The sequence below is a fragment of the Streptomyces sp. NPDC005794 genome (assembly GCF_042871445.1).
Lineage (GTDB): Bacteria > Actinomycetota > Actinomycetes > Streptomycetales > Streptomycetaceae > Streptomyces.
The window spans coordinates 64,757-89,890 of record NZ_JBIAIN010000028.1 but is presented as its reverse complement, the minus strand read 5'-3'; the positions used below and the strand labels follow the sequence as shown (position 1 = coordinate 89,890).

21 protein-coding genes are annotated in these 25,134 nt (G+C 70.3%); 2 read left to right on the top strand and 19 right to left on the bottom strand.

What is annotated here, in order from left to right:
- Positions 1-52: 52 nt before the first annotated feature.
- Positions 53-631, bottom strand: a complete 579-nt coding sequence (locus ACFYQ5_RS32990; protein ID WP_389202957.1) for a dienelactone hydrolase family protein — start codon at positions 629-631, stop codon at positions 53-55.
- Between the two features lie 37 nt (positions 632-668).
- Between ACFYQ5_RS32990 and ACFYQ5_RS32985 the strand changes: the two genes are divergently transcribed.
- The gene (locus ACFYQ5_RS32985; RefSeq protein WP_389202955.1) at positions 669-1,811 is read left to right on the top strand and encodes a mechanosensitive ion channel family protein; all 1,143 of its coding nucleotides are present in this window, start codon (positions 669-671) and stop codon (positions 1,809-1,811) included.
- A 26-nt stretch (positions 1,812-1,837) separates the two neighbouring features.
- Here ACFYQ5_RS32985 and ACFYQ5_RS32980 read toward each other — a convergent pair whose 3' ends face one another.
- The 5 genes from ACFYQ5_RS32980 to ACFYQ5_RS32960 all read right to left on the bottom strand — a co-directional run bounded on the left by ACFYQ5_RS32980 (position 1,838) and on the right by ACFYQ5_RS32960 (position 6,569).
- A complete protein-coding gene (locus tag ACFYQ5_RS32980; RefSeq protein ID WP_389202953.1) occupies positions 1,838-3,424 on the bottom strand; it encodes a Na+/H+ antiporter in 1,587 nt (528 codons plus the stop codon).
- Positions 3,425-3,530: 106 nt separating this feature from the next.
- Positions 3,531-4,007: a GNAT family N-acetyltransferase gene (locus ACFYQ5_RS32975; protein ID WP_389202951.1), complete on the bottom strand. Its 477-nt coding sequence runs from the start codon at positions 4,005-4,007 to the stop codon at positions 3,531-3,533.
- Complete coding sequence (locus ACFYQ5_RS32970; RefSeq protein WP_389202950.1) at positions 4,004-4,945, bottom strand: RluA family pseudouridine synthase; 942 nt, start codon at positions 4,943-4,945, stop codon at positions 4,004-4,006. Before ACFYQ5_RS32970 ends, ACFYQ5_RS32975 begins: the two co-directional genes overlap by 4 nt.
- Before the next feature lie 23 nt (positions 4,946-4,968).
- Positions 4,969-5,583 carry a signal peptidase II gene (lspA, locus tag ACFYQ5_RS32965; RefSeq protein WP_389202948.1) on the bottom strand — a complete coding sequence of 205 codons (615 nt, stop codon included), beginning with the start codon at positions 5,581-5,583 and terminating at the stop codon, positions 4,969-4,971.
- A gap of 155 nt (positions 5,584-5,738) precedes the next feature.
- The gene (locus tag ACFYQ5_RS32960) at positions 5,739-6,569 is read right to left on the bottom strand and encodes a TraR/DksA family transcriptional regulator (protein WP_389202946.1); all 831 of its coding nucleotides are present in this window, start codon (positions 6,567-6,569) and stop codon (positions 5,739-5,741) included.
- A gap of 576 nt (positions 6,570-7,145) precedes the next feature.
- Here ACFYQ5_RS32960 and ileS point away from each other — a divergent pair.
- Positions 7,146-10,313: an isoleucine--tRNA ligase gene (gene ileS, locus ACFYQ5_RS32955; protein ID WP_389202944.1), complete on the top strand. Its 3,168-nt coding sequence runs from the start codon at positions 7,146-7,148 to the stop codon at positions 10,311-10,313.
- A 346-nt stretch (positions 10,314-10,659) separates the two neighbouring features.
- On the opposite strand, the gene ACFYQ5_RS32950 is transcribed toward ileS, so the two are convergent.
- The 13 genes from ACFYQ5_RS32950 to ACFYQ5_RS32890 form a co-directional block, all read right to left on the bottom strand.
- On the bottom strand, positions 10,660-11,820 hold the full coding sequence (locus ACFYQ5_RS32950) for a DivIVA domain-containing protein (protein ID WP_389202942.1): 1,161 nt from the start codon (positions 11,818-11,820) through the stop codon (positions 10,660-10,662).
- 49 nt (positions 11,821-11,869) lie between these two features.
- A complete protein-coding gene (locus ACFYQ5_RS32945) occupies positions 11,870-12,166 on the bottom strand; it encodes a YggT family protein (protein WP_389202940.1) in 297 nt (98 codons plus the stop codon).
- Between the two features lie 67 nt (positions 12,167-12,233).
- Positions 12,234-12,845, bottom strand: a complete 612-nt coding sequence (locus ACFYQ5_RS32940) for a cell division protein SepF (RefSeq protein WP_033303289.1) — start codon at positions 12,843-12,845, stop codon at positions 12,234-12,236.
- A 127-nt stretch (positions 12,846-12,972) separates the two neighbouring features.
- On the bottom strand, positions 12,973-13,692 hold the full coding sequence (locus ACFYQ5_RS32935) for a YggS family pyridoxal phosphate-dependent enzyme (RefSeq protein ID WP_389202938.1): 720 nt from the start codon (positions 13,690-13,692) through the stop codon (positions 12,973-12,975).
- Between the two features lie 6 nt (positions 13,693-13,698).
- Positions 13,699-14,439 (bottom strand): peptidoglycan editing factor PgeF, encoded by a 741-nt coding sequence (gene pgeF, locus ACFYQ5_RS32930; RefSeq protein ID WP_389202936.1) that lies wholly within the window; start codon positions 14,437-14,439, stop codon positions 13,699-13,701.
- 17 nt (positions 14,440-14,456) lie between these two features.
- The gene (ftsZ, locus tag ACFYQ5_RS32925) at positions 14,457-15,668 is read right to left on the bottom strand and encodes a cell division protein FtsZ (protein ID WP_389202934.1); all 1,212 of its coding nucleotides are present in this window, start codon (positions 15,666-15,668) and stop codon (positions 14,457-14,459) included.
- Positions 15,669-15,944: 276 nt separating this feature from the next.
- Positions 15,945-16,742, bottom strand: coding sequence for a cell division protein FtsQ/DivIB (locus ACFYQ5_RS32920; RefSeq protein ID WP_389202933.1), 798 nt, complete (start codon positions 16,740-16,742; stop codon positions 15,945-15,947).
- 49 nt (positions 16,743-16,791) lie between these two features.
- Positions 16,792-17,886 carry an undecaprenyldiphospho-muramoylpentapeptide beta-N-acetylglucosaminyltransferase gene (gene murG, locus ACFYQ5_RS32915; protein WP_359466385.1) on the bottom strand — a complete coding sequence of 365 codons (1,095 nt, stop codon included), beginning with the start codon at positions 17,884-17,886 and terminating at the stop codon, positions 16,792-16,794.
- A 6-nt stretch (positions 17,887-17,892) separates the two neighbouring features.
- Positions 17,893-19,353 carry a putative lipid II flippase FtsW gene (ftsW, locus tag ACFYQ5_RS32910; RefSeq protein ID WP_389202931.1) on the bottom strand — a complete coding sequence of 487 codons (1,461 nt, stop codon included), beginning with the start codon at positions 19,351-19,353 and terminating at the stop codon, positions 17,893-17,895.
- A gap of 129 nt (positions 19,354-19,482) precedes the next feature.
- On the bottom strand, positions 19,483-20,901 hold the full coding sequence (murD, locus tag ACFYQ5_RS32905; protein ID WP_389202972.1) for a UDP-N-acetylmuramoyl-L-alanine--D-glutamate ligase: 1,419 nt from the start codon (positions 20,899-20,901) through the stop codon (positions 19,483-19,485).
- Complete coding sequence (gene mraY, locus ACFYQ5_RS32900; RefSeq protein WP_389202930.1) at positions 20,898-21,968, bottom strand: phospho-N-acetylmuramoyl-pentapeptide-transferase; 1,071 nt, start codon at positions 21,966-21,968, stop codon at positions 20,898-20,900. The genes murD and mraY overlap by 4 nt, the downstream gene beginning before the upstream one ends.
- Positions 21,965-23,383: a UDP-N-acetylmuramoyl-tripeptide--D-alanyl-D-alanine ligase gene (murF, locus tag ACFYQ5_RS32895; protein ID WP_389202929.1), complete on the bottom strand. Its 1,419-nt coding sequence runs from the start codon at positions 23,381-23,383 to the stop codon at positions 21,965-21,967. Before murF ends, mraY begins: the two co-directional genes overlap by 4 nt.
- Before the next feature lie 4 nt (positions 23,384-23,387).
- Entirely contained in the window at positions 23,388-25,118 is a 1,731-nt protein-coding gene (locus ACFYQ5_RS32890) for a UDP-N-acetylmuramoyl-L-alanyl-D-glutamate--2,6-diaminopimelate ligase (RefSeq protein WP_389202928.1), read from the bottom strand.
- Between the last annotated feature and the right edge of the window lie 16 nt (positions 25,119-25,134).

The window sequence follows — 25,134 nt, the reverse complement described above, 5'->3', positions numbered from 1 at the left end:
CCGGAGGGGCCGCGCACCCGGGTGCGCGGCCCCTCCGCCGGACTCTCCGCGGCTACAGCGTGGCGAGGAAGCCCAGGGAGACCTTCCAGGTCAGCTCGGCCGCGTCCGCGTCATGGTCGGGCAGGTCGGGGTCGGTGTACAGGTGCCCGGCGCCGGGATAGCGGTAGACCTCGACGTCCGCGCCGGTCCGCTGCATCTGGAGGTACCAGCTGTTCAGCCAGTCGTGCGACTCGAACGGGTCGGGGTCGGCCACGTGCAGCTGGACGGGCAGTTCGTCCACCGAGGCGCTCTCGGCGATGTCCGAGGTGCCGTGGAGCAGCAGCAGCCCGCGGGCCTTCGCGTCGCCGAGCGCCAGGGTCTGCGCGACCGACGCCCCGAAGGAGAAGCCCGCGTAGACGAGGCCCTGGTCGGAGTAGGGCGCGGCAGCCAGGACGGCGCGCTTCAGCAGCTCGTCCTTGCCCACCTCCTCCTTGAAGGCCATTCCGTCCTCGACGGTGTCGAAGGTGTGCCCCTCGAAGAGATCGGGCACGCGCACCTCGTGCCCGGCCGCACGCAGCCGGTCGGCAGCCGCATGCACAGCGGGCCGCAGACCAAAGGTCGAGTGGAAAAGCATGATGTTCATGAGGCCCATGGTGCCAGCTGTGCCCCGACGCCTGGAGGACGAGGGAATGGAGAACATACTGCGACCGCTGCTGGTCGTGGGCGGATCGCTGGTGATCACGCTGGCCGTGGGCTGGCTGGTCGACCTGCTGCTCCGGCGCGCCGACAGCCGGCACCACGAGACCCCCGTCTGGGGCCTGCTCCGGCTCTGCCGCCCTCCCCTGCAGGTGGTGCTCTGCACGGCACTGCTGCGGGCCAGCTTCGACCAGCTCCGGCTGGACGCGGTGCGGGACCACCGGGACGCGATCGGCCAGATCCTGACCCTCGTCCTGATCGGGGCATCGGCGTGGCTGGTGATCCGTATCGCTGCCACCGTCGTGCAGTCCTCGTACGCCCGCTACGCGACGTCCACCCGCGATCCCGCCCGGGTCCGACGGGTCCGGACCCAGGTCACGCTGATCCAGCGTGTGGTCACCGCCGTGGTGGCGACGGTCGCCGTCGCGGCGATGCTGCTCACGTTCCCGGCGATGCGCACCGTCGGCACCTCGATGCTGGCCTCCGCCGGTGTACTCGGCATCGTCGCCGGTGTCGCCGCCCAGTCGACCCTCGGCAATCTCTTCGCCGGCTTCCAGATCGCCTTCGGAGACATGGTCCGGATCGGCGACACCGTGGTGGTGGACGGCGAGTGGGGCACCGTGGAGGAGATCACCCTCACCTTCCTCGCGGTGCGGACCTGGGACGAGCGACGGATCACGATGCCTGTGTCCTACTTCACCAGCAAGCCGTTCGAGAACTGGTCGCGCGGCGGGGTCCAGATGACCGGCACCGTCTTCTTCCAGCTCGACCACTCGGCCCCGGTCGCGGCGATGCGTGCCAGGCTGCGGGACATCCTCGGCGAGTGCGCCGCCTGGGACGGCCGGGACTGGTCCCTGGCCGTCACGAACACCGCCCCCACGACGATCGAGGTGCGTGCGGTGGTCACCGCGAAGGACGCGGCCGACATCTGGACGGTGCGCTGCGCCGTGCGGGAGCAGATGATCGGCTGGCTCAGGGACCACCACCCGTACGCGCTGCCCCGCGTCGTGACGTCGCCCGCGGCGCTGCCGCCGGGCGGCCGCCGGCGGGAACCGACGGGCTCGGACACCGGCCGGGACACGTCCGACGGCCGGACGCCGACGCTGGACAAGACCCCCCGCACAGGGCGCGGCTGAACCCCCGTCGCAGGCGGCAGGGCCCTTCAGCGGAGGCTGCGTACGTCCAGGTAGCGCAGCACCCGGTCCACCACCTCGGGGTCCGCGCCCGGCTCGCTGCGGGCGTCGAGCACGGCGTGGCGGGCGGCCGACATCATCTCGCGCTGGATCCGGCCGATCTCCTTGAACCGCTCGGCGCGCTGCGCGTAGGCCTCGCGCCGTTCCTCGTCGACCATGTCGGGACTGATCCGCGCCCCGATGTCGTACGCCGCGCGATGCAGACGCTCCAGGACCTCCTCAGGGAGTTCCTCGGTGTTCTGGACCTCCTTGAGCCGGGTCTTGGCCGCCGTGGCGGCACGGATCGCGAGGTCCCGCTCCAGGGCCTGTTCGGCGTCGGTGTCCGCCCGGACACCGAGCTTGCGCACCAGCCACGGCAGGGTCAGGCCCTGGAGGACCAGGGTGGCCATGATGACGGCGAAGGCGATGAAGACGATCTCGTCCCGGCCGGGGAACGGCTTGCCGTCGTCCGTCTCCAGCGGGATGGCGAGCGCCAGCGCGACGGAGGCCACTCCGCGCATTCCGGCCCACCACATGATGACGGTCTCGCGCCAGCTGGTGGGGATCTCCTCGCTGTAGTCGCGGCGGGTGTGCAGGCGCTTCGCGAGCCAGGTGGCGGGCAGCAGCCACAGGAGCCGTACGCCGACGACGACCGCGACGACGGCGAGCCCCCAGCCCAGCAGCCGCAGTTCACGTCCGTCGGCGGTACCGAAGACGTTGTGGAGTTCGAGGCCGATCAGGCCGAAGGCGACGCCGGTCACGAGGGTGTCGACGATCTCCCAGAAGGACCGGCCGGTGAGCCGGCCGAGGACGTCGTCGGCGTCCGCGGTGTGCTCGGCGAGGAAGAGCGCCGTGGTGAGGACGGCGAGGACGCCCGAACCCATCAGCTCCTCGGCGAGTACGTAACTGACGAACGGCACGAGCAGGGTCAGGCCGACCTGAAGGGTCGTGTCGCCCAGGTATCCCAGCAGTTTGATGGTGAGCCAGCCGAGCACCAGGCCGACCGCCACGGCGACCACCGCCGAGAGGACGAGCAGCCCGAACGCGGCGGGCAGGGAGAAGGTGCCGCTGACGGCCGCGGCGATCGCCACGTGGTAGAGGACGATGGCCGTGACGTCGTTGAACAGCCCCTCGCCCTCCAGGATCGACACGAGCCGGCGTGGCAGCCCGACCGAGCCGGCGACGGCCGTCGCGGCGACCGGGTCGGGCGGGGCGACGAGCGCGCCGAGGGCCACGGCCGCGGCGATGGGCAGGCCGGGCACTATCGCGTGGGCGACTGTGGCCACGGCGGCCGTCGTGACGAAGACGAGGGCGACGGCCAGCAGGAAGATGGGCCGTCTGTTGGCCGCGAACTGCCGCCAGGAGGTGCGCTGCACCGAGGCGTAGAGCAACGGCGGCAGCACGGCGGGGAGGATGAACTCCGGCGGGATGTCCACATCGGGGACGAAGCTGGCGAAGGCCATGACGATCCCGGCGAGGGTCATCAGGATCGGCGCCGGTAGACCCAGGCGCTCCCCGAGCGGGACCGTGACCACCGCTCCGAGCAGGAGCAGGAGCAGGAGTGCCATCTGGTCCACGTGGTGCCTTCCGCAGCGCGCCGGGCCTCCTGGGCCCGTTGATCAGCCGGTCAGGGCTCCCAGCGTGCCACGCGGGACCGACGGACCGGCAGTACCCCCCGCTCGGTCAGAGCGCGCGGCGCATGGCCCGGTGCGGCATCCCGGCGTCCGGGAACTCCGGGCCGTACGCCGTGTAGCCGAGCCGCTCGTAGAAGCCGAGGGCGTGTGTCTGGGCGTGGAGGTCCACGGCGGCCAGGCCCAGGGTGCGCGCCTCCTCCTCCACGGCGCGGACCAGGGCGGCCCCGACTCCGAGGCCACGGGCCGCGCGGGTCACGGCGAGCCGGCCGAGCGACCCGACGGTGTGGTCACCGCCGGTCCTGTCCGCCGCGGCCTCACCGTGCAGCAGCCGTCCCGTGCCGAGCGCGCAGCCGTCCTCGTCCACGGCGAGGACATGCACCGCCGTGGCGTCATGGGCGTCGTACTCGATCTCCTCGGGCACCTGCTGCTCACCGACGAAGACGTCCTTGCGGACCTGGAAGCACGCCGCGAGGTCGCTCTCGGCGAGAGCCCTGCGGGTGCTGTAAGGGGTGGACCCGGGGGTCATTCGCTCTCCGCGGCGATCGTGTCGAGGGCGTGGCGCAGGTCGTCCGGGTAGCCGCTCTCGAATTCGACCCAGCTGCCGTCGGCCGGGTGCTCGAAGCCGAGCCGGACCGCGTGCAGCCACTGCCGGGCCAGGCCGAGGCGCTTGGCCATCGTGGGGTCAGCGCCATAGGTCAGGTCACCGACGCAGGGGTGGCGGTGCGCGGCCATGTGCACGCGGATCTGGTGCGTGCGCCCGGTCTCCAGCTTGATGTCGAGCAGGCTGGCCGCGCGGTAGGCCTCGATGAGGTCGTAGTGCGTCACGGAGGGCTTGCCCTCGGCGGTGACGGCCCACTTGTAGTCGTGCTGCGGGTGGCGGCCGATGGGGGCGTCGATGGTGCCGCTCATCGGGTCCGGGTGGCCCTGCACCAGCGCGTGGTACTTCTTCTCGACGACCCGGTCGCGGAACTGCGCCTTGAGCAGGGTGTAGGCCCGCTCGGACTTGGCCACGACCATCAGGCCGGAGGTGCCGACGTCCAGCCGGTGCACGATGCCCTGGCGCTCGGCGGCGCCCGACGTCGAGATGCGGTAGCCGGCCGCGGCGAGGCCGCCGATGACGGTGGTACCGGTCCAGCCGGGGCTGGGGTGGGCGGCGACGCCGACCGGCTTCATGATGACGACGATGTCGTCGTCGTCGTGGACGATCTCCATGCCGTCGACGGGCTCGGCGACGATCTGGACGGGAGCGGGTGCCTGGGGCATCTCCACTTCCAGCCAGGCACCGCCGTGCACCCGCTCGGACTTCCCGGCCACCGCGCCGTCCACCTGGACCTTCCCGGCAGCGGCCAGCTCGGCGGCCTTGGTGCGGGAGAAACCGAACATCCGGGAGATGGCGGCGTCGACACGCTCGCCTTCCAGGCCGTCGGGTACGGGCAGGGTGCGGACCTCGGGATACGTACTCACCAGTCGAGTATGCCTTGCGCCCGCTAGTCCTTGTGCACGGTGCCGTCGGGGTCCAGGCCCTTGAAGGAGAGGATCACGATCAGGATGCCGCCGCAGACGATCGCGGAGTCGGCGAGGTTGAAGACGGCGAAGTGCGCGGGGGCGATGAAGTCGACCACCGCGCCCTTGAACACGCCGGGCGCGCGGAAGATGCGGTCGGTGAGGTTGCCGAGCGCTCCGCCGAGCAGCAGGCCCAGGGCGATGGCCCAGGGCAGGCTGTAGAGCTTGCGGGCGAGCCGGATGATCACGACGATCACGACGGACGCGATGGCCGTGAAGATCACGGTGAAGGCCTCGCCGATCCCGAAGGCGGCGCCCGCGTTACGGATCGCGTCGAACTTCAGCCACTCGCCGAAGATCTCGATCGGCTCCTCGTGCTCCAGCTTCGCGACCACGATCATCTTGCTGACCAGGTCCAGGAGATAGGCCAGGACGGCCACACCGAGGAGAACCAGGATCCGCTTCTTGCCCCGGCCGCTGCCCGGCTCGTCGGCCCCCGCCGGGGTCGAGCCCTCGGACGCCCCCTGGGGCTCAGCCCTGTCGGCCCCCTCGGCATCAGGGATATCCGGCGTACCGATGATGCGCTCCGCCTCTGCCACGTGAGTCCCTCAACCTAGGTGCCTGACTGAGGACGAGGGTACGACACACCCGGGGTTTCGGGGGCGTCAGGCCCAGTACCGCCCCGGGCGCCCCCGGTCGCCTGATCCTTTCGTCCGGATCAGGCCCGATCCGGCCTGATCCGGAGGAAGGATTCCTAACCGCGCCGCTCCTGCTTCTGCTTGTCCTCCACACAGAGCGTGGCCCGGGGGAACGCCTGCATCCGCGCCTTGCCGATCGGCTTGCCGCAGACCTCGCAGAGCCCGTAGGTCCCCGCGTCGAGCCTGGCGAGGGCGCGCTCGGTCTGGTCCAGGGTCTCCTGGGCGTGCGCCGCCAGGGACAGCTCGTGCTCCCTGGTGATGTTCTTCGTGCCGGTGTCCGCGTCGTCGTCGCCGGCCCCGTCCCCGGAGTCGCGCATCAGGCCGGCCAGCGCCGCTCCGGACGCCTCCAGCTCGGTGCGCAGCCGCGTGACCTCACCGGTCAGCTCGGCCCGCGCCGCGTCGACCTCCTCCGGGGTCCAGGGGTCCTCCCCCGGCCTGACCGCCAGGTCGCCGAGCGCCGTCGCGGCGCCGGCCCTGGCCGGGGGGACCGCTGTCGCTGTGCCCTCTCCTACAGCCGTGGTGCGGGCCGCGCTCTTCTTGGCTACCACCGTGTGGGCTCCTGTCTGCTCGGCGGCCTGGGCCGCCCCCGTGGCCTTCTTCGACGCCTTCTTGGCTGCGCTCTTCTTCGCTGCGCTCTTCTTCGCCGCGCTCTTCTTCGCCGGCTCGTGGTGCGCCGGATCCTGCCCGGCCCGTCGCGGCGGATGTGCCGCCGCCTTCTCCGCTGCGGCCGTCTTCCCGGCCGTCTTCTTCGCCGGCCTCTTGACCGGCGTCTCCTGGTCCGTCTCCGGACCGGCCTCCTCGCCCGTGCTCCCGGTCTCCTCCTCGGCAGCCGCAGCCGTGGATCTCGCGGACGCCGTTCTCGATACGGCGGTCTTCTTCGCCACCATGGCCGCGGCCCCTTCACATAGTGTGATCTTGCACGCGAATCGTGCTGGGACGATAAATCGACCTCAGCTCCGCGGCAACGGGGCACGCCGCCGGTTCGCCCCTCCCCGCGGCCGGGGAGCGGCGCGCCTGCAACCGTTGTGCCCAGCTCCCCGCGCGGTAATCCGCCCCCGCGCGCTCTCGCGGACTCCGTCCGCGACGACTGGCCATTCGGGTGCACGCCCCTCCCTTGTGCCGGTCGGTCCGAAACCGGTCGGCCGTCGCCCGTACGGGCCCGTACACTGGCCGCAGCGAGAGGCATGGATGGGACGAGTAGCGTCGTACGCAGCCACGAGCGACCCGGGGACGGTGGAAGCCCGGGGGCGAGCGCGCCGTGAAGATCACCCCGGAGCCGCCGGAAGAAAGCTTTGGACAGTGGGCTCCGCCCACGGGCACAAGGCCACTAGACCCGGCATCGCGACCCCAATGAGGGGGCCACGGGTGCATGCCCGGGGCCAAGGAGGGTGGTACCGCGGGAGCCGAACCGGCTCTCGTCCCTCCGACGGAAGTGGAATACGTCCGCCGGAGGAAGCCCGCACATGACATCGCCGCAGTACCGCCAGGTACCCGCCCAGGTCGACCTGCCCGCCCTCGAGCACGCCGTGCTCGACTTCTGGCGCGACAACAAGGTCTTCACCAAGAGCCTCGAACAGTCCGACGGCCGCCCCGAGTGGGTCTTCTACGAGGGGCCGCCGACCGCCAACGGCATGCCCGGGGCCCACCACATCGAGGCCCGCGTCTTCAAGGACGTCTTCCCGCGCTTCCGCACCATGCAGGGCTACCACGTCGGCCGCAAGGCCGGCTGGGACTGTCACGGCCTGCCGGTCGAGCTCGCGGTGGAGAAGGAGCTGGGCTTCAACGGCAAGAAGGACATCGAGGCCTACGGCATCGCCGAGTTCAACGCGAAGTGCCGTGAGTCCGTCACCCGTCACACCGACGCGTTCACCGAGCTCACGACCCGCATGGGCTACTGGGTCGACCTGGACGACGCCTACCGCACGATGGACCCGGAGTACGTCGACTCCGTGTGGTGGTCGCTCAAGGAGATCTTCAACAAGGACCTGCTGGTCCAGGACCACCGCGTGGCCCCCTGGTGCCCGCGCTGCGGTACCGGCCTCTCGGACCACGAGCTCGCCCAGGGCTACGAGACGGTCGTCGACCCCTCGGTCTTCGTACGCTTCCCGCTGACGAGCGGACCGCTGGCCGGCGAGGCCGCACTGCTCGTCTGGACGACGACCCCCTGGACCCTGGTCTCCAACACCGCCGTCGCCGCGCACCCCGACGTCACCTACGTCGTCGCGACGAACGGCGAGGAGAAGCTGGTCGTCGCCCAGCCGCTGGTCGAGAAGTCCCTCGGCGAGGGCTGGGAGCCCACCGGCCAGACCTTCACCGGCCGCGAGATGGAACGCTGGACGTACGAGCGCCCGTTCTCCCTGGTCGACTTCCCTGCCGAGGCGCACTACGTCGTCAACGCCGAGTACGTCACGACCGAGGACGGTACGGGTCTGGTCCACCAGTCCCCCGCCTTCGGCGCCGACGACCTCGTCGTCTGCCGCTCGTACGGCCTGCCGGTCGTCAATCCGGTCCGCCCCGACGGCACCTTCGAGGAGGACCTCCCGCTGGTCGGGGGCGTCTTCTTCAAGAAGGCCGACGAGGCCCTGACCGAGGACCTGGCCGCGCGCGGCAAGCTCTTCCGCCACGTCCCGTACGAGCACAGCTACCCGCACTGCTGGCGCTGCCACACGGCCCTGCTGTACTACGCGCAGCCGTCCTGGTACATCCGCACGACGGCGGTCAAGGACCGGCTGCTCCAGGAGAACGAGAAGACCAACTGGTTCCCGGACTCCGTCAAGAACGGCCGCTTCGGTGACTGGCTGAACAACAACGTCGACTGGGCGCTCTCCCGCAACCGCTACTGGGGCACCCCGCTGCCGATCTGGCGCTGCGAGGACGACCACCTGACCTGTGTCGGCTCCCGCGCCGAGCTCTCCGAGCTCACCGGCCGCGACCAGTCGGACCTGGATCCGCACCGCCCGTTCATCGACGAGATCACGTTCACCTGCTCGCACGAGAACTGCCAGTTGGAGGCGTACCGCGTCCCCGAGGTCATCGACGCCTGGTACGACTCGGGTTCCATGCCGTTCGCGCAGTGGGGCTACCCGTACAAGAACAAGGAGATCTTCGAGAGCCGCTACCCGGCGCAGTTCATCTCGGAGGCCATCGACCAGACCCGCGGCTGGTTCTACACGCTGATGGCCGTCGGCACGCTCGTCTTCGACAAGTCGTCGTACGAGAACGTGGTGTGCCTCGGCCACATCCTCGCCGAGGACGGCCGGAAGATGTCCAAGCACCTGGGCAACATCCTCCAGCCGATCCCCCTCATGGACCAGCACGGTGCCGACGCGGTCCGTTGGTTCATGGCTGCGGGCGGCTCCCCGTGGGCGGCGCGCCGTGTGGGCCACGGCACGATCCAGGAGGTCGTCCGCAAGACGCTCCTCACGTACTGGAACACCGTGGCCTTCCAGGCCCTGTACGCCCGTACGTCGAGCTGGGCGCCGTCCGCGGCCGACCCTGCCCCCGCCGACCGCACGGTCCTGGACCGCTGGCTGCTGAGCGAGCTCGGCACTCTGGTGGACGAGGTCACCAAGGCTCTGGAGGGGTACGACACCCAGCGCGCCGGCAAGCTGCTCTCGGCGTTCGTCGACGACCTGTCCAACTGGTACGTCCGCCGCTCGCGCCGCCGCTTCTGGCAGGGCGACAAGGCCGCTCTGCGCACCCTGCACGAGGTCGTGGAGACGGTCACCCGGCTGATGGCCCCACTCACCCCGTTCATCACGGAGCGGGTCTGGCAGGACCTGATCGTCCCCGTCGCTCCGGACTCCCCGGAGTCGGTGCACCTCTCCACCTGGCCGAAGGCGGACCCGGCGTCGATCGACCCGGCGCTCTCCTCGCAGATGGCGCTGGTACGCCGCCTGGTGGAGCTCGGCCGGGCCACCCGCGCCGAGTCGGGGGTCAAGACCCGGCAGCCGCTGTCGCGGGCTCTGGTCGCGGCGTCGGGCTTCGAGTCGCTCACACCCGAGCTGCGCGCCCAGATCACGGAAGAGCTGAACGTCACCTCCCTGGCCTCGCTCACCGATTCCTCCGCCGGTCAGGCGGGCGGCGGCTCGCTGGTCGACACGACGGCGAAGGCGAACTTCCGTGCCCTGGGCAAGCGGTTCGGCAAGGGTGTCCAGGCGGTGGCGAAGGCCGTCGCGAACGCCGACGCCGCCGCGCTCAGCCTGGCGCTGCGCGAGGGCACGGCCTCGGTCGAGGTCGACGGCGAGCGGGTCACCCTGGCCCCCGACGAGGTCATCATCACGGAGACCCCGCGCGAGGGCTGGTCGGTCGCGTCCGACTCGGGCGCGACGGTCGCCCTGGACCTGGAGATCACCCCCGAGCTGCGGGCGGCCGGCCTGGCCCGTGACGCGATCCGGCTGATCCAGGAGGCACGCAAGAACAGCGGCCTGGACGTGGCGGACCGGATCGCGGTCCGCTGGACGTCGACGTCCCCCGCGACGGCCGAGGCCCTGACCGGCCACGCGACGCTGATCGCGGACGAGGTCCTGGCCCTGGACTACGCGCAGGGTGAGGCGGACGACACGTACGGCGCCCCGTTCGAGGACGAGGGCCTGGCGCTGGCGTTCCGCCTCCGCAAGACGGAGCGGTAACCCGGATCACACCCGAAGGGCCCGGCCGGACACCCACAGTCCGGCCGGGCCCTTCCCTTTCCGGCCCCACCGGCCATCACCTCCTCAGCCCTTCCGGCACCGCGCCTCTCCGGCCGCCCCCCGTGCCCTACGTCCCGTAGGCCCTCTCTCCAGCCCTTCCGGCGTTCCCCGGGGCGGAGTCCTGGACAGAGCCCCGGTGTCGGGAAGGGACGGGTAGGGGGACAGCTCGCCGCAGGAGCCCCACCCACCCGGGCGACGCTCACGCAAAAGGGCCGGGCCCCGGGGAAATCCCCGGGGCCCGGCCCTCAGCCTGCCGACGGCTACGCGCTCAGCGAGCGCGAACCGCTCAGTTGTCGTCCTCGTCGATCAGGAACCCGCGCATCGGCGACGGCGCCTGCTGCATCGGCTGCGGCGCCTGCGGCCGCACCGGCGCCATCGGCTGCGTCATCGCGGGCGACATCTGCTGCTGGCCGCCGCCGTACGACGGGCCACCGCCCATCGACTGGTTGCCGCCGCCCATCTGCTGGTTGCCGTGGCCACCGTGGTTGCCGCCCATGGTGTGCCCCATCGCACCCGCACCGGCCGGAGCCAGCGAAGGCGACGGCGGCAGCGAGGCGGCGGCAGGGGTCCGCGGCGGAGCCAGCGAGTCGTCGGCCTGGGTCTCCAGCTGACGCAGCTGGCTCTCCAGGTAGGACTTCAGACGGGTCCGGTACTCGCGCTCGAAGCCACGCAGATCCTCGACCTTGCGCTCCAGCGTCGCGCGGGCCGACTCCAGCGAGCCCATCGCCACGCGGTGCTTCTCCTGCGCGTCCCGCTCAAGGGCGTCCGCCTTGGCACGGGCGTCACGCTCAAGGCCTTCGGCACGGCTGCGCGCCTCGCCGACGATCTTGTTGGCCTCGGAACGGGCCTCCGCGATCGCCTGGTCAGCGGTCTGCTGGGCAAGGGAGAGGACACGGGCGGCGCTGTCGCCACCGGGGCCCTGACCGGGCTGCTGCATCTGCTGCTGCTGCATCTGCTGCTGCTGCATCTGCTGCTGCTGTTGCGGGGCGTGACCGCCCATGGGGCCGCCCATCGGGCCACCCATGGGACCGCCCTGCATCGGGCCGGGGCCGTGCGGGCCCTGCGGACCGGGACCGTGGCCGCCCTGGGGGCCATGGCCGCTGGGACCGGCAGGCAGCTGCGGAGCTCCACCGGGCAGCTGGGGGGGACCCATCTGCGGGGGCTGCTGCTGCTGTACCGGCGGACCAGATATGGCGGCCGGCACAGGAGCCCCTGGCCGGTCCTGCTGCTCCGGTGGTTTACGCATTCCCTGCTGCTGCTGGTTCTGCGCGGCCGCACGCGTGGCGGCGGCCAGCTTGGCGCGCAGGTCCTCGTTCTCACGGAGCAGGCGGGTCAGTTCCGATTCGACCTCGTCGAGGAAGGCATCGACCTCGTCCTCGTCATAGCCTTCTCGGAGGCGGACCGTCGTGAACTGCTTGTTCCGCACGTCCTCGGGGGTCAGCGGCATCTCTTCTTCACCTCTACGTAGTCGTCGGCAGTCGGCAAGACCGTATCGTTCACACGCTGCTCGCAAGCTTGCCCACGAGGTTGAGCAGAATGTAGACGATGATCATTAGAACGAAGAAGGACAGGTCAAGTGCCACGCCCCCGAGACGCAACGGCGGTATGAACCGCCGCAGAAGCTTCAGCGGCGGATCCGTGACAGTGTAAGTGCCCTCGAGAACGATCACCATCGCCTTGCCTGGCTGCCATGAACGTGCGAACTGGAAGACATAGTCCATGACCAGCCGGAAGATCAGCACGATGAGGAAACACATCAGCGCGATATAGACCACATCCAGTGCGACGCCCATGTCCGCGCTTCCCTCTCCCCTGGCTCTCGTTGCCCCGGCCTCCCGGCCGGGTTTGTTCCCGTTGCTCTCAGCTCTGGTTGAAGAACCCGCCCTCTGCGATGCGAGCCTTGTCCTCCGCCGTGACATCGACGTTAGCAGGCGACAACAGGAACACCTTCTGCGTCACACGCTCAATGCTGCCATGGAGACCGAAGACGAGTCCCGCAGCAAAGTCGACAAGTCGCTTCGCATCCGTGTCGTCCATCTCCGTGAGGTTCATGATCACCGGGGTGCCCTCGCGGAAGTGTTCCCCGATGGTACGGGCCTCGTTATAGGTCCTGGGGTGCAGCGTGGTGATCCTGTAGGGCTCACGCTCGGACACGACCTTGGGCATGATCACCGGTGCGTTCTTCTCCATGTTCGGGCGGTCAGGTGTGATGGATGCCACGGGGGCGATTCGGGCGGGTCGTCCGCTCTCCGCCGGGAGCTGAACCGGTTCCCGTGGTGCGGGCGGCTGCACCGCTCGCACCGGTTCGTCCCGTTCCCGCTCCACCGGATGCGCGGGCTGGTGCCGCCGCCGGTCCCGCTCGGGCTCCGGCTCGGGTTCGAATTCGTCGTCGGGGTCGAACCCCGGACCGTCGTACCCATCGTCCTCCACGAGGCCGAGGTAGACCGCCATCTTGCGCATCGCGCCGGCCATGCTCCGAGTCCTCCGCTCTGTGGTGGATCGGCATTCGTGTCACCAAGTGCCCGAGATCCACTCCGGCCTGCCCGCTCCGAGCGGGAATGACCATATTTTCTGCTGTGGTCCGACTTGCTTCGCGACGTTACCCGAGCCGGGGTCGGACTCCGAGCACCGCCGTACCGACGCGTACATGTGTCGCCCCGGCCGCGACCGCGTCCTCGAGATCCGCGCTCATCCCAGCAGAGACCATGCTCGCAGCCGGATGGTTCCCGCGCAGGCTGGATGAGATTTCCATCAAGCGGTCGAATGCGGCCCGTTGCCGACCGGCGTAAGGACCGGCGAGCGGGGCCACGGTCATCAGGCCGTCGAGCCTGAGTCCTTCCGCCGCCTCGACCGACGCGGCCAACTCCTCGATCGCGTCCGGTGCGACGCCGCCCCGGTCCCCGCGTTCACCGCTCTCAGCGTCGAGAGCGACCTGGATGAGGCAGCCGAGTTCACGCTCACCCCTGACCGCCGCGGCCGAGAGCGCGGTGACCAGTTTCACCCGGTCCACCGATTGCACCACATCGGCATAAGCGGCCACGGAGCGAACCTTGTTGGTCTGCAACTGTCCGACAAAGTGCCATGTGAGCGACAGATCCGCACAAGCTTCGGCTTTTGGTGCCGCGTCCTGGTCACGATTCTCCGCGACCTGGCGCACACCGAGTTCGTGCAGAATTCGCACATCGCTCGCGGGGTACGTCTTGGTGACGACGATCAGGGTCACCTCTCCCCGCTTGCGGCCGGCCGAAGCACAGGCGGAAGCAATACGCTCCTCCACCTGTGCCAGGTTTGCCGCGAGTTGAGTCCTGCGATCCGTCATGCCCTATCAGTCCAACCAGACATATCCGGCGAGCCGTCCTGTGGTGCGGTCGCGGCGGTACGAGAAGTGGTCGCCGGATTCCAGGGTGCAGAACGGCGAGCTGTGCCGGTCGACGACGCCGAGCTCGTCGAGCTGGGCGTGGACTCCGGCCGTGACGTCGACCGCGGGTGTTCCCCAACTGGTCTCCGACCACGACGCCGGGACGGCCTCCGCGACCTCCGCGCGCATCTGTTCCGGAACCTCGTAACACCGCCCGCAGACGGCCGGTCCGGTGTGGGCGACGATCCGGGACGTTTCGGCGCCGAGTGCCGTCATGGCCTCGACTGCGGCCGGGACGACTCCCGCGACCAGACCGGGCCGTCCCGCGTGGGCGGCGGCGACGACACCGGCCGCCGGATCGGCGAGCAGCACGGGCGTGCAGTCGGCGGTGAGCACCGCGAGCGGGAGTCCGCGCCGCGCCGTCACCACCGCGTCCACCGCGGGGATGCCCGAGGCGTCGACGGTGTCACTCCAAGGGCCGTCGACCACGGCCACGTCGCGCCCGTGCACCTGATTCATCCAGACCACCAGGGCCGGGTCGAGACCGAGTGTACGGGCGGCGCGGGCACGGTTCGCACGGACGGCGGTGGGGTCGTCGCCGACCGCACCGCCGAGGTTGAGTTCCTCGTACGGAACGGCGCTCACTCCGCCCCACCTGTCGGTGAAGGCGAAATGGGCGCCGCCCGCCGAGAACTCCGCGGCTTTCACCGCGTGCTGCGGACCTATCACTTCAAGAAGTCCGGTACGTCCAGCTCTTCGGCCTGGGTGTCCTGGTAGGGCCGGGCCGTCGGGACGTGCGGCGGGGAAACCGGCAGCGAGGTCTCGTTCGCCAACGGCGCCGGCTCGGCCGGTGTCTGGGGCTCCTCACGCGGAGGCACGGAACCCAGTCCGCCGGTCTGGCGCGCCGGCTCGGCGGCCCGGGCCGGCGGAGCCGGCTCCTCGCGCTTGCCGGCACTCGATCCGAGGACGTTCTCCCGACGCGTCGGCGGCTGTCCGCCGTCGAAGCCCGCGGCGATGACGGTGACCCGCACCTCGTCGCCCAGCGCGTCGTCGATGACCGCGCCGAAGATGATGTTCGCCTCCGGGTGGGCCGCCTCGCTCACCAGCTGGGCTGCCTCGTTGATCTCGAAGAGACCGAGGTCGCTGCCGCCGGAGATGGAGAGCAGCACACCGCGAGCGCCGTCGATGGACGCCTCCAGGAGCGGCGAGGAGATCGCCATCTCCGCGGCGGCCACCGCACGGTCGTCCCCGCGGGCGGAGCCGATGCCCATGAGTGCCGATCCGGCCTCGGACATGACCGACTTGACGTCGGCGAAGTCGAGGTTGATCAGACCCGGGGTCGTGATGAGGTCGGTGATGCCCTGGACACCCGAGAGCAGCACCTGGTCAGCCGACTTGAACGCGTCGAGCACGCTCACCTGGCGGTCCGAGATGGACAGCAGCCGGTCGTTGGGGATGACGATGAGGGTGTCGACCTCTTCGCGGAGTTCGGCGATGCCGTCCTCCGCCTGGTTCGCGCGTCGCCGGCCCTCGAAGGTGAACGGGCGGGTGACCACACCGATCGTCAGGGCGCCCAGCGAGCGTGCGATGTTGGCGACGACGGGTGCGCCGCCGGTGCCTGTGCCGCCGCCTTCTCCGGCGGTGACGAAGACCATGTCGGCCCCCTTGAGGACCTCCTCGATCTCCTCACGGTGGTCCTCTGCCGCCTTACGACCGACGGCCGGGTTCGCCCCGGCGCCGAGGCCACGGGTGAGTTCACGGCCGACGTCGAGCTTGACGTCGGCGTCGCTCATCAACAGTGCCTGCGCATCGGTGTTGATCGCGATGAACTCGACGCCCTTGAGGCCGACCTCGATCATTCGGTTGATGGCATTGACACCACCGCCGCCGACACCGATGACCTTGATGACTGCGAGGTAGTTCTGCGGTGCTGCCACGTCGAAGGCCTCTCGCCTCGAGTTACGTGTCGTCGCTTCGCGGTAGTCCCGCCGCGACGACGGATGCCGATTGGGTCGGTCCGGACGCCGACCCAAACCCTAACGTTGAAGTTTAGGGTTACCAGTGTGTCTGCTTCTTGGACTCTTCCGAACAGGACACTAAGTCGACAAGTGGCGCACGTTCAACGAACACGCCGAACCTCCCGTTTTTCTTTTCACCCTATGTGATCACCCGTAGCGCTGACCAACCAGGGGGCTGGCCAGGTCAGACGTGCGTCAACTCTTCGATGCCGCAGGGGCGGTGGGGGCGCTCACGTCGAAGTGCCCCGCTTCGGGAGACGCTTTCATGAGAGCGGTGAGCACCCGCGCCTTCACGGGCCCTTCCTCACTGCTTCCCCACATCACGGTGCGCCCTCGGGTCAGTTCGAGGACGGCGGAGTCGTACGAGGTGACCCGTACGGTCTCGGTCTGCCTGGCGATGCCTGCCGGGATGTCTCCCGCGACACGCACCGCCTCCCGCAGCAGACGGTCACCGCCGAAGCGGCGCAAGCTCGCCGACTGATCGGGCGTCAATTCCAGCAGCGGCACATGCGGGGGCGCTTTGTCCACGGTTGCGAAGCGAACACCTTTTACGTCCACTTCAATGAATTTTTTGCCCTTTCCGACCAACAGGACCGGCTTTCGTTCGGTCACCTCAAGGCTGACACCGTGTGGCCATGACCGTACGACATCCACCGAGTCGATACGAGGCAGCTTCCGGCGCAGACGGTCCGCGATCGCGTCGGTGTCCACGGAAATCAGCGGAGAGCCGACCGGCGCAGCCGCCACGGCCTCCACCTCACTCCTGGTCAGGACGCCGGTTCCGGTGGTCGTCACCCGTTCCAGTCTCAGCCAGGACGAGCCGTAGAGAACCCAGACGGTGGCCGCGGCGGTCAGAACGAGGCCGACCGCGGCCAGGATCAGCCGCATACGGCCGGTCAGCCGTCGTCGCCCCTCGGGGCCGATGTGCGGCGGGCGGGCCGGGGTGTCGGCCCGCTCGGCCTCGCCGCGCTGGGCGGTCGTCGGTCCGGCCACGCTCGCTCCTTCGCCGGACCCGGGGCGTGCGCCCCGGGTCCGCCCCGCCTCACGCCTGGCGGCGCGCGGCAATCGCCTCGTACACCATGCCGACGAGCAGGTCGTCGGCATCCCGTCGCCCGAACTCCGCGGCGGCACGGGACATCTCGTACAGCCGGTGCGGATCCGAGAGCACCGGAAGGACGTTGCCCTGCACCCATTCCGGGGTGAGCGCCGCGTCGTCAACCAGCAGGCCGCCGCCGGCGTTGACCACCGGCTGGGCGTTGAGCCGCTGTTCGCCGTTGCCGATCGGCAACGGGACATAGGCGGCGGGCAGCCCGACGGCGGAGAGCTCGGCGACGGTCATCGCGCCCGCGCGGCAGAGCATCATGTCGGCCGCGGCGTACGCGAGATCCATCCGGTCCACGTACGGTACCGGGATGTAGGGCGGCATCCCGGGCATGTTGTCGATACGCGGCAATTCGTTCTTCGGTCCGACCACGTGCAGGATCTGGATTCCGGACCGCTGGAGCAGCGGCGCGATCCGCGTGACCACCTCGTTGAGGTGGCGGGCGCCCTGTGAGCCGCCGGAGACGAGCAGCGTCGGCAGGTTGGGGTCGAGACCGAAGGCGGCACGCGCCTCCGGGCGGACCCGGGCCCGGTCGAGGGTGGCGATGGTGCGGCGCAGCGGGATGCCGATGTAGCGGGCGCCGCGCAGCTTGCTGTCCGGGGTGGAGACGGCGACCCCGTGGGCGTACCGGGAACCGATCTTGTTGGCCAGGCCAGGCCTGGCGTTGGCCTCATGGACGACGATCGGGACCCCGGCGCGCTTGGCCGCGAGATAGCCGGGCAGGGCCACGTAGCCACCGAAGCCGACCACACAGTCCGCCTTGGTGCGCTCCAGGATCTGCTCGGCGGCCTTGATGGTGCCGCGCAGCCGCCCCGGGACGGTGATCAGCTCGGGTGTGGGCTTGCGCGGCAGCGGTACGGCAGGGATCAGTGCCAGCTCGTACCCCCGCTCGGGTACGAGCCTGGTCTCGAGTCCGCGCTCCGTGCCGAGGGCAGTGATGCCCACGGCCGGGTCCTGCCTCCGCAGGGCGTCTGCGAGGGCAAGCGCGGGCTCGATGTGCCCGGCGGTCCCCCCGCCGGCGAGTACGACATGCACCGAAATTCACCGCTCTCCGGACGGACGCTTCATGACGCGCCGTCTCATCGTCTTCCATCTGACCCCGGGCCTCCGCATGGCCAGGGCCGCTCTCGCCGCAGGATCCTCTCGCGCGAAGGCGATCATGAGCCCGACAGCGAACATGGTCGGCAGCAGGGCCGAACCCCCGTAGGAGAACAGCGGGAGCGGGACACCGGCGATCGGCAACAGGCCGAGCACCGCACCGATGTTGATCACGGCCTGCGCCGTGATCCAGGTGGTCACGCCTCCCGCTGCGTACCTCACGAAGGGGTCCTCCGTGCGTCCGGCCACGCGGATACCCGCATAGCCTAGAGCCGCGAAGAGGGCCAGTACCGACAGCGTCCCCGCCAGGCCCAGCTCCTCCCCCGTGATGGCGAAGATGAAGTCCGTGTGCGGTTCCGGAAGTTGACCCCATTTTTCCACACTCGCGCCGAGCCCGGAACCGAACCATCCGCCGGACGCCAGGGCGTAGATTCCGTGCACCGCCTGCCAGCAGGAATCCCCGGGGCCGGGCTCGGACGCGCCGATGCAGCCGAGCCGGGACATCCGGTTGGGGCTGGTCTTGATGAGGAGGAATCCGATGAGACCGGCGAAGGCGAGCACACCGGCGAAGAGCCTGGTGGGGGCACCGGCCAGCCAGAGCAGGCCGAAGAGGATCGCGGTGAGAATGATCGCAGTCCCCATGTCCCCGCCGAGCATGATCAGCCCGAGCAGCATGAAGGCGACCGGCACGAGCGGGACGAGCATGTGCTTCCACTGGGCGAGCAGCCGCTTGTCCTGTTTGCGGGCGAGCAGGTCCGCGCCCCAGAGGACGAGGGCGAGCTTGCCGAACTCACTGGGCTGGAGCTGGAAGGGGCCGCCGAGATAGATCCAGTTCTGGTTGCCGTTGACCGACATCCCTATCCCCGGCACCTGGACCAGGACCATCAGGAAGACCGTGCCCATGAGCAGCGGGTAGGCCAGCGCCCGGTGGAGTTTGACGGGCATCCTGGAGGCCAGCAGCATCAGGCCCGCCCCTATCACGGCGGCGAGGAACTGCTTGCGGAAGAAGTACGTGCTGGGCCGTGCCAGCTCCAGCGCCTTGATCATCGAGGCGGAGTAGACCATGACGAGGCCGAGCACGGTGATCAGCAGGCCTGCGCCGAGGATCAGGTAGTACGCGGTCAGCGGGCGGTCCCAGGCCCGTCGTGCCCGCTCGTACGTCCGCCGCATCCCGGAACCCCGGCGCGGCCGGGGCGGTTTCCCTGATGAACGGGCTCCGCCACGCGGCGCGGGGGGCCGCCGGGAGCCGGTGGCGGGCCGGCTCCGCAGGGCGAGCCCCGCGAGGGGCCCGGGGCCGACGGGCAGCGGACCGGCGAGCAGGGGCGGGGTGAGCGCCCTGCGGATCGCGGCGGTCGCCCGTGAGCGGTCGGCTCCGCGCGCGGCTGAGCTCTCGTCGGCCGGCATTGTCGCTGTCCCCTCCACTGCTCGTGCCCGGGGCTGTCGCCGGGGCCCGGGGGCCTGGCGGCGCTGCTCGTGACCGGGTGACCGGACGCTCCGGCCCTCCGGGACGGTACGACGCGGAAGCCGGGCCCGTCAGGCGCTCTCGTCGGCGAGTTGGCGGACCGCGTCCGCGAACGCCTCGCCCCGCTTGTTGTAGTTGACGAACATGTCCATCGAGGCGCAGGCCGGGGCCAGCAGGACGGTGTCACCCGGGCCGGCCAGCCGTGCCGCCTCGCGGACCGCTGCGGACATCGCCCCAGTGTCGGTCCGGTCGAGGTCGACCACCGGTACCTCGGGGGCGTGTCGCGCCAGGGCTTCGCGGATCAGCGCCCGGTCGGCGCCCATCAGGACGACACCCCTCAGCCGCTTCGCGGCCCCGCCGACCAGTTCGTCGAAGGTGGCGCCCTTGGCGAGGCCGCCGGCGATCCAGACGATCGGTTCGTAGGCCGCGAGGGACGCCTCGGCGGCGTGGGTGTTGGTGGCCTTGGAGTCGTCGATGTACGTGACACCGGCGACATCGGCCACGTGTTCGATGCGGTGGGCGTCGGGGCGGAAGGCCCGCAGTCCGTCCCGTACGGCGGCGGGCTCCACGCCGAAGGCGCGGGCCAGTGCCGCCGCGGCCAGGGCGTTGGCGATGTTGTGGGGGGCCGGCGGATTGACGTCGCCGAGCTCGGCGAGTTCCTGGGCCTGCTTCTGGCGGTTGGCGACGAAGGCCCGGTCGACGAGGATGCCGTCGACCACCCCGAGCTGCGAGGGGCCCGGAGTGCCGAGGGTGAAGCCGATGGCCCGGCAGCCCTCCTCGACGTCGGCCTCGCGCACGAGGTCCTCCGTCGCCGGGTCCTGCGCGTTGTAGACGCAGGCGACGCTGTTGCCCTCGTAGACCCGGCCCTTGTCGGCGGCGTAACCGGCCATGGAGCCGTGCCAGTCGAGGTGGTCCGGGGCCAGGTTGAGCACGGCCGCGGAGTGCGCGCGCAGCGAGGGCGCCCAGTGCAGCTGGTAGCTGGACAGCTCGACCGCGAGTACGTCGTACGTCTCGTCGCCGAGCACAGCGTCCAGCAGGGACACCCCGATGTTGCCGACGGCGGCCGTGCGCAGGCCGGCCGCTTCGAGGATCGAGGCGAGCATCCGCACGGTCGTGGTCTTGCCGTTGGTTCCGGTGACCGCGAGCCAGGGCGCGGCGCCGGGGCCCCGCAGCCGCCAGGCGAGTTCGACGTCGCCCCAGACGGGGACGCCCGCCTCGGCGGCCGCGAGGAAGAGTGGCTTGTCCGGCTTCCAGCCGGGGGCCGTGACGATCAGCTCGGTGGACTCGGGCAGGGTCACGCCGTCGCCGAGGCGCACGGTGATGCCGAGCGCCTCCAGTTCGGCGGCCTGGGCACGGGAGCGCTCGTCGTCACCGTCGTTGACGACGGTGACGAGGGCCCCCCGCCCGTGCAGGGCACGGGCGGCGGGGATACCGCTCACCCCGAGCCCGGCGACCGTGACGTGCTTGCCCTGCCAGTCCACGTTGCTCACTTCTTGGCTGCCCATCCCGCGTAGAAGAGGCCGAGTCCGACGATCACGCACATGCCCTGGATGATCCAGAAGCGGACCACGACAAGGACTTCGGACCACCCCTTCAGTTCGAAGTGGTGCTGGAGCGGTGCCATCCGGAAGACCCGCTTGCCGGTCATCTTGAAGGAACCGACCTGGATGACCACGGACATGGTGATCATCACGAAGAGGCCGCCGAGGATCGCCATCAGGAACTCCGTGCGGGAGCAGATGGCCAGACCCGCGAGCGCGCCGCCGAGGGCGAGGGAACCGGTGTCACCCATGAAGATCTTCGCGGGCGAGGTGTTCCACCACAGGAAGCCGAAGCAGGCGCCCATCAGGGCCGAGGCGACGACCGCGAGGTCGAGTGGGTCGCGTACCTCGAAACACGCCTGTGGGTTGGTGAGGGTGATCGCGTTGGCGCAGGACTCCTGGAACTGCCACAACCCGATGAAGGTGTACGCGCCGAAGACCATCACCGACGCGCCGGTGGCCAGGCCGTCCAGACCGTCCGTCAGGTTCACGCCGTTGGACATGGCGAGAATCATGAACAGCGCCCAGACGCAGAACAGCACCGGGCCGATCGACCAGCCGAAGTCCTCGACGAACGACAGCCGGGTGGAGGCCGGGGTGTTGCCGCGGGCGTCCGCGAACTGGAGCGAGAGCACCGCGAAGGCGATGCCGACGATCAGCTGACCGGCCATCTTGGCCTTGGCCCGCAGACCCAGCGAACGCTGCTTCACGATCTTGATGTAGTCGTCGAGGAAGCCGACGAGGCCCATTCCGGCCATGAGGAACAGGACGAGGACGCCGGAGAAGCGCATCGGCTCGCCGGTGATCACCTTTGCCAGGACGTACGCGATGATCGTCGCCAGGATGAAGGCGATCCCACCCATGGTGGGCGTGCCCTTCTTACTGCCGTGGGTACGCGGACCGTCGTCCCGGATGAACTGCCCGTAGCCCTTGCGGGCCAGAAGTTTGATCAGCAGCGGAGTGCCGACCAAGGTCAGGAAGAGCCCTATGGCCCCTGCGAAGAGGATCTGCCTCATCGGACGGCGACCTCGCCCTCGGTCGTCTCCAGCAGTGCCAGGGCGACCCTCTCCAGGCCGACCGACCGGGACGCCTTCACCAGCACGACGTCTCCCGGGCGCAGTTCACTGCGCAACAGGTCGACGGCCGCCTGTGCGTCGGACACGTGCACCGACTCCTCACCCCACGAACCCTCGTTATATGCGCCCAGTTGCAGCCAGGAGGCTTCTCTTCCTCCGACAGCGACGAGCTTGCTGACGTTGAGCCGGACGGCGAGCCGTCCGACCGCGTCGTGCTCGGCGAGCGACGCGTCACCGAGCTCGGCCATCTGACCGAGCACCGCCCACGTGCGTCCCCCGTCTGCCCGTCGGGCCTTGCCCATGGCGGCCAGCGCACGGAGTGCGGCCTTCATGGATTCGGGGTTCGCGTTGTAGGCGTCATTGACGACCGTCACACCGTCCGGACGCTCGGTGACCTCCATGCGCCAGCGGGAGAGGGTGCCCGCCCCGGAGAGCGCCTCGGCGATCTCGGTCACGGACATGCCCAACTCATGGGCGACGGCGGCCGCGGCGAGCGCGTTCGACACGTGATGCTCACCGTACAGGCGCAAGGTCACGTCGCTGCACCCGGTGGGTGTGTGGAGCGCGAAAGCGGGGCGTCCGTCGGCCGTGAGCCGCACGTTCTCTCCCCGTACGTCCGCATCCGGGGCCTCTCCGAAGAGGAGCACCCGGGCCTTTGTGCGGGACGCCATGGCCCGCACGAGCGGGTCGTCGGCATTGAGGATCGCGGTGCCGTCCTCCGGGAGGACCTCGACGAGCTCGCCCTTGGCCTGGGCGATCGCCTCACGGCTGCCGAACTCCCCGATGTGGGCGCTGCCCACGTTGAGGACCAGGCCGATCCGCGGCGGCGTCAGGTCGGCGAGGTAGTGGATGTGACCGATGCCCCGCGCACCCATCTCCAGCACGAGATGGCGGGTTTCCGCCGTGGCGCGCAGTGCGGTGAGCGGCAGTCCGATCTCGTTGTTCAAGGAGCCGGGTGTCCAGACCGTGGGCGCCTTGCGCTCCAGCAGCTGGGCGATCAGGTCCTTCGTGGACGTCTTGCCGGCCGAGCCGGTCAGCGCGACGACGGTGGTACCGAGGCGTTCGACGACGGCACGGGCGAGGGCGCCGAGCGCGCCCACGACGTCGTCGACGACGATCGCCGGAACACCGACGGGGCGGGCGGCGAGCACGGCTGCCGCACCCGCCTCGACGGCGCGCTGCGCGTAGTCGTGTCCGTCGACCCGCTCGCCCGCGAACGCGGCGAACAGAGAGCCCTGCCGCACCTCCCGGGAGTCGATGACGACGGGGCCTGTGACGACGACGGACGGGTCCGGCACGTCGTACGGCTGCCCGCCGACGATTCCGGCGATCTCGGCGAGGGAAAGGGCGATCACTTGGTCATCCCTGACTGTTGTTCTCATGGGTGTGTACGCGGTCCTCGGGAGCGTGCGCGGCGGCCGTGCGCCCCAGGGAGCGCTCGATGGCCTCGCGCAGGACCTTCCGGTCGTCGAAAGGCCGTACCACTCCGTGGATGTCCTGGCCCTGCTCATGTCCCTTTCCGGCCACCAGCACGGTGTCGCCGGGCTCGGCCCTGGCGACCGCGGCGGCGATCGCCGCGGCCCGGTCGGCCTCGACGAGCACGTCCCCGCGCTCGTGGACGGGCACCTCGGCCGCGCCGGAGAGCATGGCGGCGAGGATCGCGAGGGGGTCCTCGGAGCGGGGGTTGTCGGAGGTCAGTACGGCGGTGTCGGAGAGCCGGGCCGCGGCGGCTCCCATCGGCCCGCGCTTCGTCGTGTCCCGGTCTCCGCCGCAGCCGAGCACGATGTGTACCCGGCCCTCGGTGACCTTCTGCAGGGAGCGCAGGACGGACTCGACGGCGTCGGTCTTGTGCGCGTAGTCGACGACGGCGAGGTACGGCTGTCCGGCGTCGACGCGTTCCAGCCGGCCGGGAACACCCGGGACGGCCGCGATGCCGTCGGCGGCGGTCTGCGGGTCGACGCCCGCGACGGCCAGGGTGACGACCGCGGCAAGGGTGTTGGCGACGTTGAACGGGCCCGGCAGCGGAGCCTTGGCGGTGATGCGCTCGCCCTTGGGGCCGATCACCGTGAAGCTGCTGTCCTGGGGGCCGACCTGGACGTCCTCGGCCCGCCAGTCGGCGTCCGGGTGCCCTTCCGCGGAGAAGGTCACGACCGGAACGGATGCCTCCGTCACCAGCCTGCGGCCGTACTCGTCGTCGAAGTTGACGACACCGGTCTTGCTGCGCTGCGGGGTGAACAGCTGCGCCTTGGCCTGGAAGTAGTCCTCCATCCCGGAGTGGAACTCCATGTGCTCCGGGCTGAGGTTGTTGAACACGGCTACGTCGAAGACGCAGCCGTCCACCCGGCCGAGCACCAGGGCGTGGCTGGAGACCTCCATGGCGACCGCCTCGACACCGCGTTCGCGCATGACCGCGAACAGGGCCTGGAGGTCGGTGGCTTCCGGGGTGGTGCGCTCCGACTTGATGCGCTCGTCGCCGATCCGCATCTCGACGGTGCCGATCAGCCCGGTGCTTCGTCCGGCTCCGCGCAGCCCGCCCTCGACGAGGTACGCCGTGGTGGTCTTGCCGGACGTGCCGGTGATGCCGATCTGGAGGAGGCCGACGCCCGGCCGTCCGTAGATCTCGGCCGCGATGTCGCCCATCCGGCCGCGCGGGTCCTCGGTGACGAGGACCGGGAGGCCGGTGGCGGCGGCGCGCTCGGTACCCGCCGGGTCGGTGAGGATCGCGGCGGCTCCGAGGCCTGCGGCCTGGGCGGAGAAGTCGGCACCGTGGAAGCGGGCACCGGGCAGAGCCGCGTACACGTCTCCGGGGCGCACGGCCCGGGAGTCGTGGGTGATGCCGGTGACCTCACCGGAATCCTGCGGTTCGGCGCCGAGCCGGGCTGCCAGCTCTCCGAGGGAGGTCGGCCTGAGCCGGTCCGGTCGGGGCGCTCCCGGGTAGTTCACAGGCGCGTCCTTCTGAGTGGTTTGGCACTGATCAGCGTGGGGCACGGCGGTGAGCGTACCGGGCGGACCCGGCCTCTCGCGAAGTGAGGGGCCGGGGTTGCGGTACTTCTCATTCCGGTTCCCGGGATCAGGCGTGATGGTCGTCACTGAGGGTTCCCCCGAG

What these genes read in the sequence shown, in the direction of transcription:
- ACFYQ5_RS32990 (WP_389202957.1), bottom strand. Translation starts at nt 631, where the DNA reads ATGGGCCTCATGAACATCATGCTTTTCCACTCGACCTTTGGTCTGCGG.
- ACFYQ5_RS32985 (WP_389202955.1), top strand. Translation starts at nt 669, where the DNA reads ATGGAGAACATACTGCGACCGCTGCTGGTCGTGGGCGGATCGCTGGTG.
- ACFYQ5_RS32975 (WP_389202951.1), bottom strand. Translation starts at nt 4,007, where the DNA reads ATGACCCCCGGGTCCACCCCTTACAGCACCCGCAGGGCTCTCGCCGAG.
- ACFYQ5_RS32960 (WP_389202946.1), bottom strand. Translation starts at nt 6,569, where the DNA reads ATGGTGGCGAAGAAGACCGCCGTATCGAGAACGGCGTCCGCGAGATCC.
- ileS (WP_389202944.1), top strand. Translation starts at nt 7,146, where the DNA reads ATGACATCGCCGCAGTACCGCCAGGTACCCGCCCAGGTCGACCTGCCC.
- ACFYQ5_RS32950 (WP_389202942.1), bottom strand. Translation starts at nt 11,820, where the DNA reads ATGCCGCTGACCCCCGAGGACGTGCGGAACAAGCAGTTCACGACGGTC.
- ACFYQ5_RS32945 (WP_389202940.1), bottom strand. Translation starts at nt 12,166, where the DNA reads ATGGGCGTCGCACTGGATGTGGTCTATATCGCGCTGATGTGTTTCCTC.
- ACFYQ5_RS32940 (WP_033303289.1), bottom strand. Translation starts at nt 12,845, where the DNA reads ATGGCCGGCGCGATGCGCAAGATGGCGGTCTACCTCGGCCTCGTGGAG.
- ACFYQ5_RS32935 (WP_389202938.1), bottom strand. Translation starts at nt 13,692, where the DNA reads ATGACGGATCGCAGGACTCAACTCGCGGCAAACCTGGCACAGGTGGAG.
- ftsW (WP_389202931.1), bottom strand. Translation starts at nt 19,353, where the DNA reads ATGCCGGCCGACGAGAGCTCAGCCGCGCGCGGAGCCGACCGCTCACGG.
- mraY (WP_389202930.1), bottom strand. Translation starts at nt 21,968, where the DNA reads ATGAGGCAGATCCTCTTCGCAGGGGCCATAGGGCTCTTCCTGACCTTG.